The organism is Bacillus sp. MUM 116 (genome assembly GCF_001866655.1).
GTDB lineage: Bacteria > Bacillota > Bacilli > Bacillales > Cytobacillaceae > Neobacillus.
The window spans coordinates 37967-51730 of record NZ_MLYR01000016.1 but is presented as its reverse complement, the minus strand read 5'-3'; the positions used below and the strand labels follow the sequence as shown (position 1 = coordinate 51730).

Annotated in this window: 17 protein-coding genes and 1 other annotated feature; of the genes, 16 read left to right on the top strand and 1 reads right to left on the bottom strand. The window is 38.0% G+C overall.

Annotated elements, in window-relative coordinates; all coding sequences use genetic code 11:
• Positions 1 to 49: 49 nt before the first annotated feature.
• Positions 50 to 724 (top strand): deoxyribose-phosphate aldolase, encoded by a 675-nt coding sequence (gene deoC, locus BIV60_RS03815; protein WP_071354387.1) that lies wholly within the window; start codon positions 50 to 52, stop codon positions 722 to 724.
• Positions 725 to 747: 23 nt separating this feature from the next.
• Here deoC and BIV60_RS03810 read toward each other — a convergent pair whose 3' ends face one another.
• A complete protein-coding gene (locus BIV60_RS03810) occupies positions 748 to 1674 on the bottom strand; it encodes a Na/Pi symporter (RefSeq protein WP_071354386.1) in 927 nt (308 codons plus the stop codon).
• A gap of 229 nt (positions 1675 to 1903) precedes the next feature.
• On the opposite strand from BIV60_RS03810, the gene rpsU reads away from it, so the two are divergent.
• The 15 genes from rpsU (at position 1904) to recO (ending at position 13347) form a co-directional block, all read left to right on the top strand.
• Positions 1904 to 2077, top strand: a complete 174-nt coding sequence (gene rpsU, locus BIV60_RS03805) for a 30S ribosomal protein S21 (RefSeq protein ID WP_026572407.1) — start codon at positions 1904 to 1906, stop codon at positions 2075 to 2077.
• Between the two features lie 15 nt (positions 2078 to 2092).
• Positions 2093 to 2539, top strand: a complete 447-nt coding sequence (locus tag BIV60_RS03800) for a GatB/YqeY domain-containing protein (RefSeq protein ID WP_071354385.1) — start codon at positions 2093 to 2095, stop codon at positions 2537 to 2539.
• A 117-nt stretch (positions 2540 to 2656) separates the two neighbouring features.
• Positions 2657 to 3292 (top strand): NfeD family protein, encoded by a 636-nt coding sequence (locus BIV60_RS03795; protein ID WP_071354384.1) that lies wholly within the window; start codon positions 2657 to 2659, stop codon positions 3290 to 3292.
• 18 nt (positions 3293 to 3310) lie between these two features.
• Entirely contained in the window at positions 3311 to 4297 is a 987-nt protein-coding gene (gene floA, locus BIV60_RS03790) for a flotillin-like protein FloA (protein ID WP_177177209.1), read from the top strand.
• Between the two features lie 43 nt (positions 4298 to 4340).
• The gene (locus BIV60_RS03785; RefSeq protein WP_071354382.1) at positions 4341 to 4790 is read left to right on the top strand and encodes a hypothetical protein; all 450 of its coding nucleotides are present in this window, start codon (positions 4341 to 4343) and stop codon (positions 4788 to 4790) included.
• Between the two features lie 86 nt (positions 4791 to 4876).
• Positions 4877 to 5179 carry a sporulation protein YqfC gene (yqfC, locus tag BIV60_RS03780; RefSeq protein WP_071354381.1) on the top strand — a complete coding sequence of 101 codons (303 nt, stop codon included), beginning with the start codon at positions 4877 to 4879 and terminating at the stop codon, positions 5177 to 5179.
• Positions 5176 to 6369: a sporulation protein YqfD gene (gene yqfD, locus BIV60_RS03775; protein ID WP_071354380.1), complete on the top strand. Its 1194-nt coding sequence runs from the start codon at positions 5176 to 5178 to the stop codon at positions 6367 to 6369. The genes yqfC and yqfD overlap by 4 nt, the downstream gene beginning before the upstream one ends.
• A complete protein-coding gene (locus BIV60_RS03770; protein WP_071354379.1) occupies positions 6366 to 7334 on the top strand; it encodes a PhoH family protein in 969 nt (322 codons plus the stop codon). Before yqfD ends, BIV60_RS03770 begins: the two co-directional genes overlap by 4 nt.
• Before the next feature lie 446 nt (positions 7335 to 7780).
• Entirely contained in the window at positions 7781 to 9946 is a 2166-nt protein-coding gene (locus BIV60_RS03765; RefSeq protein ID WP_071354378.1) for an HD family phosphohydrolase, read from the top strand.
• Positions 9943 to 10413: an rRNA maturation RNase YbeY gene (gene ybeY, locus BIV60_RS03760; protein WP_071354377.1), complete on the top strand. Its 471-nt coding sequence runs from the start codon at positions 9943 to 9945 to the stop codon at positions 10411 to 10413. The genes BIV60_RS03765 and ybeY overlap by 4 nt, the downstream gene beginning before the upstream one ends.
• On the top strand, positions 10391 to 10780 hold the full coding sequence (locus tag BIV60_RS03755; RefSeq protein WP_071354376.1) for a diacylglycerol kinase family protein: 390 nt from the start codon (positions 10391 to 10393) through the stop codon (positions 10778 to 10780). Before ybeY ends, BIV60_RS03755 begins: the two co-directional genes overlap by 23 nt.
• A gap of 155 nt (positions 10781 to 10935) precedes the next feature.
• Positions 10936 to 11337, top strand: coding sequence for a cytidine deaminase (cdd, locus tag BIV60_RS03750; protein WP_071354375.1), 402 nt, complete (start codon positions 10936 to 10938; stop codon positions 11335 to 11337).
• The gene (gene era, locus BIV60_RS03745; RefSeq protein WP_141770396.1) at positions 11327 to 12250 is read left to right on the top strand and encodes a GTPase Era; all 924 of its coding nucleotides are present in this window, start codon (positions 11327 to 11329) and stop codon (positions 12248 to 12250) included. The genes cdd and era overlap by 11 nt, the downstream gene beginning before the upstream one ends.
• Before the next feature lie 158 nt (positions 12251 to 12408).
• Positions 12409 to 12552 carry a YqzL family protein gene (locus BIV60_RS03740; RefSeq protein ID WP_071354374.1) on the top strand — a complete coding sequence of 48 codons (144 nt, stop codon included), beginning with the start codon at positions 12409 to 12411 and terminating at the stop codon, positions 12550 to 12552.
• Between the two features lie 33 nt (positions 12553 to 12585).
• Positions 12586 to 13347 (top strand): DNA repair protein RecO, encoded by a 762-nt coding sequence (gene recO, locus BIV60_RS03735; protein WP_071354373.1) that lies wholly within the window; start codon positions 12586 to 12588, stop codon positions 13345 to 13347.
• Positions 13348 to 13395: 48 nt separating this feature from the next.
• Positions 13396 to 13582, top strand: a binding site (T-box leader).
• Positions 13583 to 13764 lie beyond the last annotated feature (182 nt).

Genomic DNA, 13764 nt, shown 5'->3' with positions numbered 1-13764 from the left:
CTTCGCCACAAGATAACATCTTTACATGATTTGTGAAAGGAGAAAATATATGACAACTGCCAATATTGCTTCAATGATTGATCATACGTTATTAAAACCGGATGCGACGAGAAAGCAAATTGAAACCCTTTGTAATGAAGCAAAGGAGTTTAAATTTTTTTCCGTCTGTGTAAATCCAACATGGGTAAAAACATGCAAGGATTTATTAAATGGAAGCGGTGTTAAGGTTTGTACGGTCATTGGTTTTCCGTTAGGAGCGGCAACATCTGAAACAAAAGCATTTGAAACGAAAAATGCGATTGATCATGGTGCCGGCGAAGTTGATATGGTTATTAACATTGGTGCATTAAAGGACCATAATGACCAATTGGTGGAAAGGGATATTAGGGCTGTTGTGGATGCTGCAAAAGGCAAGGCATTAACAAAGGTAATTATTGAAACAAGTTTGTTAACACAAGAAGAAAAGATTCGTGCCTGCAAGCTCTCCGTTAAAGCAGGAGCAGATTTTGTCAAGACCTCAACAGGGTTTTCAACAGGCGGGGCAACGGTGGAAGACATTTCTTTAATGCGTCAAACTGTTGGTCCAGAACTTGGTGTAAAAGCTTCCGGCGGGGTAAGAAGCACCGAGGATGCATTAAAGATGATTGAGGCAGGAGCGACAAGAATTGGAGCCAGCTCAGGCGCTGCTATTTTAAAAGGATTAACCGTAATAAGTTCGTATTAAGAAAGACGGCATTATGCCGTCTTTTAAGCTTTTTTTCCATGTAAGTATAAAATCATTTCCCCAAATTTTGTTGCAAATGGCAGGACGAGAATGGAAGTAACCACATTAAATATGACGCTGATATGAGCTAATTGAACATCTTTATGGCTTGCTAAGACCCTTGCATGTTCAGAAAGGTAAGGGATAAATGGGATAAACAGTGCAACCCCAAATACATTCAGCCATACATGCGCATAAGCCGCCAGCCTGGATTCTTTTCCGCCGCCAATGGAAGCAATAACTGCAGTTATACATGTCCCGATGTTTGCGCCAAGCATAATCGCAATTCCGGCGTCCAGCTGAAGGAGACCAGCAGTTAAAAATCCCATCGCAATCCCTGTCATGGCAGTACTTGATTGAATAATTGATGTAATGATAGTTCCTGTTAATAAGCTAAGAAAAATATGGTCATTTATTGAAAGAATGAATTTGTTTATAAAACTTAACGATGTTAAAGGGTGCGCTAATAATTCAAAACCTTTCATTGCTGCGAACACTGAGGCAATTCCAAATAAGAGCATTCCAATGCTTTTCGCCTTTCGATTTTTAAGAATCATTAGAATGGCACCAGTAATAGCTAAGGGCGCTAAAATAGCATCTATATCGAAAGTAATTAACTCCGTCTTAAAGGTTGTTCCAATATTAGTCCCTAAAATAATCCCAATCGATTGCGGAAAGGTCATGATTCTCGCAGAAATCAATCCAATTGTAATGACCATTACTGCAGAACTGCTTTGGAGAAGGGCTGTGATAAATGTCCCGGTTACCATTCCTTTTAACGGTGTACTCGTTAATTTAATCAGCCATGTTTTCAACTTTTCAGCAGATAAATTAAATAATCCAAACCTAATAATGGTCATTCCAAATATAAATAATAAAATACAAAGAACAAATAATAGGATATACAGCATGTCTCCTGGCCCCCTCGATTCATTGTATGGCCAGTTGATTTAGGACATGCCACTTTTAACGAAAAATTGGACATGCTTCATTAAAATTCTTCTAAATTATGAATAAAAAAGTAAAAAAGCTTGTATGACTCATCGTAATAAATATTGACCTTGTTTCAAGGTTATATTATAATTGCAAGGTACATGGATTGAATGTAAGTGTGTTGTGTTTCGGAGGGAGGGAAAGAGAATGTCTAAAACCGTCGTTCGTAAAAACGAATCGCTTGAAGATGCTCTTCGTCGCTTCAAACGTACTGTATCAAAAACAGGTACTTTGCAAGAGGCAAGAAAGCGCGAATTCTACGAAAAGCCAAGTGTAAGACGTAAGAAAAAGTCTGAAGCAGCAAGAAAACGTAAGTTCTAAGAGAGGGTGTAATTTATGAGTCTTCTCGAGCGTTTAAATAATGATATGAAACAAGCAATGAAAAACAAGGAAAAAGACAAACTCAGTGTGATTCGGATGGTAAAAGCTTCATTGCAAAATGAAGCGATTAAGCTCGGTTCAAATGAGCTTTCTGAAGAACAAGAGTTAACAGTACTTTCTCGCGAAGTAAAACAACGCAAAGACTCCCTCCATGAATTTGATAAAGCAGGTCGAGCAGACCTTGTTGATAAATTGCGCACGGAGCTCTCTATCGTCGAAGTGTATATGCCAAAACAGCTATCTGACGAAGAAGTATCGGATATTGTAAAAGAAACAATCGCTGAAACCGGTGCAACATCAAAAGCGGATATGGGAAAAGTGATGGCTGCGATTATGCCGAAGGTAAAAGGTAAAGCAGATGGATCACTTGTAAATAAACTTGTACAACAACACCTTTCATAAGTATTCTGACATCAAAACCGCAGGCAGTAATGCCTGCGGTTTTTATTTATAAAGGTTGAAACCTATTCATTCTAATAACGTATATAATAGCAATAGATAAAGAAGGGGGGATTTTAGTTGGTTGCTTTTCTTACGGATCCAATTGTCATTACCGTTTTATTAACCATCGCTGGCATCGGTATTGTCATGGAGCTTTTTTCTCCTAAATTCGGGATACCGGGGTCTATTGGTGTGGTTGCCCTGCTGCTCTTTTTTTATGGACATTATCTAGCGGGACTGGCAGGTATTGGTGCTTTTGCCCTTTTCGTAGCCGGAATCATCCTCATATTTTTGGAATTTTTTTTACCAGGAGCAATTGCAGGCACACTAGGGGTGGCAGCGCTCATCTTCAGTCTTTTCTTAGCTGGCGGAAATGCTCTGCAAATGAGTGTATCAATACTAATCGCTTTATTCTTTTCGATTTTAAGCTTTTTCATCATGATAAGAATTTTTGATAAAAAACTTGTCCTTTTTAATAAAATGGTGCTGTTTGATTCAGCACGGAAAGAGGATGGATATGTATCCAATATTAATCGGACAGACCTACTAGGAATGGAAGGGACTGCATTAACCATTTTACGCCCAGCCGGAACAGCCATTTTTAATAATGAACGGGTGGATGTGGTCAGCGAAGGAGGCTTTATCGATCAAAATATAAAAATAAAAGTCATTAAGGTAGAGGGAGCACGTATTGTTGTAAGAGAAATTAACTAATTAGGGGGTAGCTTAATCATGCCAAGTGGAACGATTTTTGTCATTGCGATTGTCATTGTCGCGTTAATTTTCTTAGGGATTTTATTATCATTTGTTCCTGTCATGCTATGGATTTCGGCGCTTGCCGCAGGTGTTCGTGTAAACATCTTTACACTGGTGGGAATGAGACTTAGAAGGGTAACGCCGAGCAAGGTGATTAATCCATTAATTAAAGCGCATAAAGCAGGTTTAAAGGTAACAACAAATCAGCTCGAAAGTCATTACCTTGCCGGAGGAAACGTGGATAGGGTCGTGAATGCGCTGATTGCCGCTCACAGAGCTAATATTGAATTATCATTTGAGCGCTGTGCAGCGATTGATCTTGCTGGACGTGATGTCCTAGAGGCAGTGCAAATGAGTGTCAATCCAAAGGTAATTGAAACACCTTTTATCCCTGGGGTTGCGATGAATGGTATAGAAGTAAAGGTTAAAGCAAGAATTACTGTCAGAGCCAATATTGAACGTCTTGTCGGCGGTGCGGGTGAAGAGACAGTGATCGCTCGTGTCGGCGAAGGGGTAGTGTCGACAATCGGTTCATCCGACAGCCATTTCAAGGTACTTGAAAAACCAGACCTGATCTCACAAACAGTTCTTTCAAAAGGGCTTGATGCAGGTACTGCGTTTGAAATTCTTTCAATTGACATTGCCGATGTTGATGTAGGTAAAAACATTGGTGCAGAATTGCAAACAGAACAGGCAGAAGCAGATAAAAAAATAGCCCAGGCAAAAGCGGAAGAACGACGCGCCATGGCTGTTGCACAAGAACAAGAAATGAAGGCAAAGGTACAGGAAATGAGGGCCAAGGTGGTCGAAGCTGAGGCAGAAGTGCCACTTGCTATGGCAGAAGCCCTTAAGTCCGGAAATATTGGTGTAATGGATTATATGAATTTTAAAAATATCTCGGCGGATACCGATATGAGAGGATCGATTGGAAAAATGTCGGGTGATAAAAAAGAAGATCGTTAAACGGCCGCCATCCGAACGGGAATAAACTAAGGAGGATTCGGTCATGGAAACCATCATTTTTATGATTATCTTAGGTGTTCTTTCAGCCGTTTTTGGAAAAGCGAAAGGCAATAGGATTCAATCAAAAAATAAACCATTTTCATTTAATCAATTTGATGAGTTTCGTGAGCTTTTTTCCGAAAAAGCCACTCCAAAACAAGAAATCCTTACTAATAAGGTAAAAGAACAGACGCAAAAAATGGTTAAGCAAAAAAATATCGAAAAAAATCATCAACAGCTAAAGCAAGAGGCAGAAACTTTCACACTTGAAGTCAGCCATGTGCCGGAAAAGCAAACGGTTGAAGACGTAAATCCGCTTATTTTAGAAAGTGATGATAAAACTAAATTGCCTTCGAATGGTCCTGATGAAAATACACTTATAAATGGAATTATCTGGTCGGAGATTCTTGGTGAACCTAGAGCAAAAAGACCGTATTTTCCAAAAAGACGATAAAATAATAAACCATTTGATAAGGAAAAAGATGTGCTAGAACCTTCCCAAATCTCATAAACATGAGATGAAAGGGGGGTTCTTTTTTTATGGCAAAAAAATGGGGGCAACTTATCCGAAAATGGATGACCAAAAATATGGATCTTCCTCAAGATGTCATGATGGATTTACCCCGAATTACGATGATTGGCCAGATTCATATCTACATCGAAAATCATAGAGGCCTATTGGCCTTTACAGATAAAGAACTCCGTTTGCTCTTAAAGCAAGGGCAGCTTTTGGTAAAAGGTAAGTCCTTCGTAATCAAAACGATTTTACCTGAAGAGATATTATTGGAAGGAAAAATTGATCAGGTCATTTATATAACTGAAAATCCGGGAGGAACAAAATGAAAAACCAATGGATTGAATTTTTATTTGGCAGGGTAACAGTAAAGGTATCGGGAAGGGGTATTGAACGATTTCTAAATGCTCTAACCAGAAATGGCTTGCTCGTTTGGAATGTCAAAAGGCATGGAACAGAAACCATCACTTTTAAAATGAGGCTCCAGGATGCGTTAAAAATAAGACGTTTTGCCCGTAAAAGTGAATGCTCCATCAGCTTTTTGCAGAGAAGCGGCGTACCGTTTTTATTCAAAAGATTACTAAAAAACAGCGGCTTTCTGGCAGGGGCTGCTTTGTTTTTACTGCTTATTTTAGTGTTATCAAATGTAATTTGGGGAATTGAAATCAAAGGTGCAAAGCCGGCAACGGAGTATAAAATTCGAAAAGAATTGGACAAGATGGGGGTGAAAATCGGCAAGCTGCAGTTCTTTGTTGATAACGTAGAAGGGATCCAAAGAAAGCTGACAAACAATATCAGTGACCTTACATGGGTTGGTGTGGAACTAAACGGGACAACCTATCATTTTCAAGTGGTTGAAAAAAATGAGCCAAAAAAGCCAGAAAAATTAGTTCCCAGAAATTTAATTGCCAAGAAGAAAGCCGTTATAACTAATATGTATGTTGAAGATGGACAGCAAGTTGTTAATATTCATGATCATGTAGAGCCCGGACAATTACTTGTTTCAGGTGTAATTGGGATGGAAGGTAAAACCAAAACCATTGCCGCTAAAGGTGAGGTGTGGGGAGAGACGTGGTATAAAAGCCATGTAGAGCTTCCCTTTGAAACAAACTTTACCGTTTTTAATGGCAAAGAAAAGCAAAAGCATTATATAAAGTTCGGCAATTTTGAAATTCCGGTATGGGGTTTTGGGAAGCCTGAATTTAAGAAGTATGAAACGGAAACCGTTATCCATAAAATTCACTTTTTAAAATGGGAATTGCCCATTTCGTATGAAAATAAAACGCTGCGTGAACGTGAAGAGATTAACAGGAATTATACTGAAAAGCAAGCTGAACAAATTGCACTTGATATGGCTAAAAAGGAAATAAAAAGCCATTTAGATGAGGATGCTATCATTAAGGATGAAAAAATTTTACACAAGTCAATTAAGAATGGTAAAGTTATACTAGATATCCATTTTAAGATAATCGAAAATATTGCGATCGGACAACCAATAACCAAGGAGATACATGAATGACAGTAAAGCTTAAAACAATCAACTTGCAGCTAGAAAATCCAAATGAGGCGATTGCGCTTTTAGGAAATGCAGATGCAAACATTAAAATTATTGAACAAGAGCTAAATGTTTCAGTCGTTACAAGAGGAGAATCTGTCAGCTTATCAGGGGATGAAGAGAAGGTTATACTTGCCGGACAGGTTCTTGACAAATTGGTTGTATTAATCCGTAAAGGAATAAACATTAACCAGAGGGATGTTTTGTATGCCCTTCGAATGGCTGAAAAAGGAACGCTTGAGTACTTCGTCAATATTTATGATGAAGAAATTGCCAAAACGGTAAAAGGAAAATCTATTCGGATTAAAACGATTGGTCAAATGCAGTATGTAACAGCGATTAAGAAGAACGACCTTGTGTTTGGAATTGGCCCTGCTGGTACCGGTAAAACTTATTTAGCTGTTGTCATGGCTATCAATGCCCTAAAAAATGGTCAAGTAAATAAAATAATTTTAACAAGACCTGCCGTTGAGGCGGGAGAAAGCTTAGGATTTTTGCCCGGTGATTTAAAGGAAAAGGTAGATCCGTATTTAAGGCCGCTGTATGATGCGCTCCATGATGTTTTGGGTGCTGAGCATACCGGAAGGCTCATTGAGCGCGGTACAATTGAAATCGCCCCGCTTGCTTATATGAGAGGACGGACATTGGAAGATGCGTTCGTTATTTTGGATGAAGCGCAAAATACGACGAATGCCCAAATGAAAATGTTTTTAACCCGTCTTGGTATCGGTTCGAAAATGGTAATTACCGGCGATCAAACCCAAGTGGACTTACCAAAAGGAGTTAAATCGGGGCTAATTGTTGCAGAAGAAATTTTATTAAATGTTAAAGGGATTTCGTTTATTTTCTTAGAACAAAGTGATGTCGTCCGCCATCCGCTCGTTGGCAGGATTATCGAGGCATATGAAAAGAAAACGGTTCATCATTAAGAAAAGAGGGGTAAACCTGAAATAAGGTTTATCCCTTTTTCTTATCTAAGAATAGAAAACAAAATTTAAACTTTGAGAATTGTCCAGCTCCAGCGCCTAGCCCCTCGGGGGAAAAAATGAACTGTTTTTTTCCTAGGTTACTTCGGTCCTGCTGATGAAGTCAAAGAACGACTTCACCGAAGGACCTAAAGCCTTGTCGGGGCTGACCAAGGCGCCTCCGCTTTTCTTATGTTATAATGGTTTATCCATTCCCTTTTTTTGCAGATGAAACTTATTTTAAAAACTGTTATGATTTTACATAAAGCCTGCTTTTAAAAAACAGCTAGTCATAGTTAAATTTTTATCCAATAAAAGGAAACGTACATAACGATTTGATTTTTATGGTGTTAAAAATCCATAATGATGGTAAGCCATACCTGATTTTGGGATTTCTAGGGAGGATAAAGATGGAAAAAATGCAGCAACATTTCATTCGAATACGGAAGCTGTTAGATTATACGTTTTTTCGTGTACTATTTTTTCTTGTATTAGGCCTAGTTTTATATCTTTCAATGTACAGTAATGTAAAACCTGAAAAATTGGATTTAGGTTTGTTCTCCATTGCTGAAAAAACAATCCGATCACCCGCGACCATTGAGGATAAAAAAAGCACGGAAATTAAGCGGCAAGAAGCGGTAGATCAGGTTCAGGATGTCTATACACTTAAGAAGGAATATACCCAAAACAGGGTGGATTTAATTACCTCCATTTTTGATACGGCAGCGGAAATTAATAATGAAGAGAATAAAAGTTCGAAGAAAGATACTGAAGCAGTAAAAACAACTCGCGAGGAAAAGCCCTCTGTTTCCGATAAGGTGTCAAAGTTAAAGGATAATTTAACCGAAAATGTTACAAAGGATTTACCTGATTTCGTGTTTACTGCACTTGTACAGTCTGACAAAAATGAACTTGCTATTACAAAAGATTTAACGGTTACCGCCATTAATAATGTAATGTCAAAACGGATTTCTACCAATGATGTAGAGAATGCAAAAAAAAGGGTGGAAGAGGAATTAAAATATACGACATTGAATGATGACCTAAAAAACGCGGCAATCGAATTGGGCAGATATGCAGTCGTTCAAAATGAATTTTATGATCCGGTTGCTACGGAAGATTTAAGAAAACAGGCTGCAGAAAATGTTGAACCTGTTAAAATCCTTCAAGGGCAAATTATCGTGGAGGAAGGGGCATTAATTAATCAGGAAATCTATCGACAGTTAAAGCTCGTTGGTTTATTGGATAATGAAAAATCTTATAAACCATTTCTAGGATTGTTATTCTTGATCTCCATTTTCCTTTTTGGGGTGTATTATTATTTTTATCAAACAAAAGTCCAGCCGGAAAGACGACAAACCAATCTGCTTTTATTCGGGATTATTTTCATCCTGTCTATCTTTATTTTAAAGGTTATAAGTATGCTGCAAATTTTTAATTATTCAGGAATAGGTTATCTATTCCCGGCAGCGATGGGCGGTATGCTTATAAAGATTTTAATCGATGAAAAGCTAGGGATTTTAATGTCCATCATCTTGGCTGTATGCGGCAGTATTGTTTTTAATGAAGGTGTGACAGGAACGTTGAATTTCTCGGAAGGAATCTATATCCTATTTAGTTCGCTAGCCGGAATTTTATTCCTGAGCAATCACAATCAGAGGTCCAAAATTTTACAAGCCGGATCGATTACAGCTGGTGTCAATCTTATTACCATTTGGGCCTTAATGTTTCTACCAAATGGACAATTTTCAGGTCTGGAATATGGGTACTATTTCCTAACGGCGTTAATTTCCGGTATTGCATCTGCTGTTTTAACCATTGGTTTGCTTCCTTTATTCGAATCTAGTTTTGGAATTTTAACAACGATGAAACTCATTGAATTATCCAATCCGAATCATCCGCTCTTAAGGAAAATACTAATGGAAGCGCCTGGAACTTATCATCATAGTGTCATGGTTGCAAACCTGTCAGAATCAGCTTGTGAAGCGATTGGAGCAAACGGTTTGTTAGCTCGTGTGGGCAGTTATTATCACGATATTGGAAAAACACGGAGACCTAACTTTTTTATTGAAAATCAAATGAATCTCGATAATCCGCATGACAGGCTGCCGCCTGAAAAAAGTGCAAATATTATTATTGCTCATGTTTCGGATGGGGCAAATGAATTAAAGAAATATCATATGCCAAAAGAAATTATCGATATTGCAGAACAGCATCATGGAACCTCATTACTGAAGTTCTTTTACCATAAGGCACTGCAAAATGATGAGGAACCAAAGGAGAAGGATTTTCGCTATCAAGGCCCAAAAGCACAGACTAAAGAGTCTGCTGTTGTAGGGATTGCCGATAGTGTTGAGGCAGCTGTACGCTCCCTTACACAGCCTACTCCAATCTTAATCGAATCGCTTGTAAAAAAAATTGTTGCAGACCGCCTGCAGGATGGGCAGTTGAATGAATGCGATTTAACGTTAAAAGAAATTGAAACCGTAACCCATACTCTTTGTGAAACATTGAAGGGGATTTTCCACTCAAGAATTGAGTATCCAGAAATGAGTAAGAAGGTGAAGCAAGCATGAATTTAGTCATTGATTTTTTAGATGAAACAAATGAATTGTCGGATGAACAAATCAAAAAGGTTGAAACTCTTTTAAACTTTGCTGCTGAAAAAGAGAAGATTGAAGTCGGCAGCGAAGTTTCCGTTACTTTTGTTTCAAATGACAGAATACAGGAAATCAATCGTGAATACCGTCACAAAGATGCCCCAACAGATGTCATCTCCTTTGCATTAGAGGAGCTTGGAGAAGGGGAAGTTGAATTGGTCGGTGTGAATATGCCGCGGATTCTTGGAGATATTATCATCTCGATACCAAAAGCGAAAGAACAAGCAGGGGAATATGGCCATTCTTTTATTAGAGAACTTGGATTCCTTTCTGTTCATGGTTTTTTACATTTATTAGGCTACGATCATATGAATGAGGCTGACGAAAAAGAAATGTTTACGCTCCAAAAGGAAATATTAGATGAATATGGACTCACGCGATAAAGGTAAACCTACTCCATTGATCCGTTCATTTGCTTATGCAATAGAAGGAATTAGAACGGCCATAAAAACGGAAAGAAATATACGAATTCATCTCTTTATTTCTTTCCTTGTAATTGGCACGTCGTTTTTCTTTTCGATTACTAAATTAGAGTGGCTGTTTGTTTTGTTAGTAATTGGAGGCATGTTTGCATTAGAATTAATGAATTCAGCTATTGAGCGTGTAGTTGACCTTGTTACAAAGGAATTCCACCCGCTTGCTAAACAAGCAAAAGATCTAGCCGCAGGGGCTGTATTTATTTATGCTATTGTTTCGGTTATCATTGGATTATTCATTTTTTTGCCTTATATCCTAGAGTTGTTTTTTTGACTTACGTAAGGAGCATGTGATTTTTTTGCAAAAAATTGACTTTTGGGAAAATTCTAAATTTTTCCGTTACATTTTTGCTACAAGTAATGATTTTCATTGGAAAATGAGTTAAAATAAAGTAAGCAGAAATTTACTGCTTGAAAGGAAGAAGATTTGTGAACATTCAGCAACTAATTGAAGAAGCGAAAAAAGCAAGAGAAAAAGCCTATGTTCCTTATTCGAAATTTGGTGTTGGCGCTGCATTGTTAACATCGAATGGAAAAGCTTATCATGGCTGTAATATTGAAAACGCTGCTTATAGCATGTGTAATTGCGCTGAACGCACAGCCCTTTTTAGTGCTTATGCGTTAGGGGATCGCGATTTTCAAATGCTGGCAGTGGTTGCGGATACGGACCGTCCTTGCTCACCTTGTGGTGCCTGTCGTCAAGTCATTTCTGAGTTATGCCCAAGGGACATGAAAGTCGTACTAACCAATTTAAAAGGTGATATATTAGAGATTACTGTCGAAGATTTACTGCCTGGGGCTTTTTCACAGGAGGATCTGCATGCTGAATAATTGGAACGAAAACAAAGGCTATAAATCAGGGTTTATTTCCATCATTGGGAGGCCAAATGTAGGAAAATCAACTTTTTTAAATCGAGTTATCGGTCAAAAGATTGCCATTATGAGTGATAAACCGCAGACCACTCGAAATAAAATTCAGGGTGTCCTAACACTAGAAGATACACAAATGATTTTTATTGATACTCCTGGAATTCACAAACCAAAACACAAATTAGGCGACTTTATGATGAAGGTTGCTCAAAATACCCTAAAAGAAGTAGATTTAGTTTTATTTATGGTGAATGCAGAAGAAGGATTTGGTCGTGGTGAAGAATTTATTCTTGAAAAATTCCAAACCGTCAACACACCCATCTTTCTCGTGATTAATAAAATTGATCAAATACACCCTGATGATTTATTATCAATCATTGATTCATATAAAGAAAAATATCCGTTTAAAGAGATTGTTCCAATTTCAGCTCTTGAAGGTAACAATGTCGAACGTCTTTTGGATCAGATAAAGGTTTACCTGCCGGAAGGACCTCAATATTATCCTGCTGATCAGGTAACGGACCATCCTGAAAGGTTTATCATTACCGAGTTGATAAGAGAGAAAGCGCTTCATTTAACGAGAGAAGAAATTCCTCACTCTATCGCCGTTGTTTTGGATAAAATTGAACGGCCGGCAGGGAAGGATATTATCAATGTAATGGCAACCGTTATTGTGGAAAGGGACTCGCAAAAAGGGATTATAATTGGAAAACAAGGCAGTATGTTAAAGGAAATTGGTAAACGTGCCCTAATGGATATTGAAAATCTCCTTGGGTCAAAGGTATTTTTAGAATTATGGGTAAAAGTTCAAAAAGATTGGCGGAATAAAATGTCCCAGCTTCGCGATTTTGGCTTTAATGAAGATGAATATTAAACGAATCACCCTAACTAAAATATTAACTTTTTAAACAGTTTATGCATGGACAACATTAACAAATTTTTCGTCTTATGATTTTGGCAAAGGCAGGCTATGATAATTGTAAGGTTTGGGATATGAAAAGCTAGTCTAAATAATGAAAGGTGGGGTTTTCAATGATGGATTTTACGTGGAAAGTATTTACCCAAACAGGTAATATTAACACATATCTTCTCTTCAAAGAACTTGAGAAGGAAAACCAAGAAATACCCGGAAATCAGAATGAAGAGCTAGCGGAACTTGATTTTCCCATTTCATAAGCAAGTCTTTCGCGTCCCTTGGATGGTGATATCATGCTTCAGAAATGTGAAGGCATCATCATTAGAACGACCGATTACAGTGAAACGAATAAAATTGTAACCATATATACCAGGGAGTGGGGGAAGGTTGGAGTTATGGCCAGAGGTGCTAAAAAGCCAAACAGCCGGCTCTCCTCCATCACCCAGCTTTTTACACATGGATATTTTCTTATTCAAAAAGGTACTGGCCTCGGCAGCTTGCAGCAAGGCGAGTTGATTACCTCTATGCGTTCAATTGGTGAAGATATTTTTTTAACGGCCTATGCAAGTTATATTGTTGAGTTAACAGATAAATGTACAGAGGATCAAAAGCCAAATCCTTTTCATTTTGAATTGTTATTTCAAACATTGAATTATTTAAATGAAGGCTATGACCCCGATGTTTTAATGAATATTTATGAAATGAAAATGTTAAATGTCATGGGATTAAATCCAACATTAAATCAATGTTCCGTTTGCGGCAGTACAGACGGGATTTTTTCTTTTTCCATGCGAGAGGGCGGAATTATCTGCCATCGCTGCTTAGGGAAAGACCCATATCATATAAAAATTTCACAAGCCACGGTGAAATTACTGCGCTTATTTTATTTTTTTGATTTATCAAGGCTCGGCAATATTTCTGTCAAGCCGGAAACAAAAGCAGAGTTAAAAAAGGTAATTTCAACTTATTATGATGAATATTCGGGAATTCATTTAAAAACAAAAAAATTTTTAAATTCAATGGATCAATTTCGCAATCTTTTAAAAAATGACTAATGACTGTTGACTTTTTAGCATGTTTTAGGTTATATTTTCTGTAAATAAATAGTTGCTGTGACGGAAAAGAGTACTTAGATACTTCTATAAAAGCGAACCTAGGATGGTGGAAGCTAGGGTATAGAATTCTTAGGAAAGGCGTTCCTGAGCAATCATGTGCTGCAATGCACAAATCAAAGAGGCTGACTTACTATCAGCAAATAGGGTGGAACCGCGGGTAACTCTCGTCCCTATGCTTATTCAGAGCATAGGGATGGGAGTTTTTTATTTTTATAAAAAGGCTGTGTTAAAGTACATTGTTGATTTTTTAACCCTGTTGATTGGAGCGGAAGGCACGAAGACTCCTGCGGGAGTACGGGGCAGGGGAGACCCCACAGGAGCGTAGCGACGAGGAGGCCCCCCGGACCGCCCGCGGAA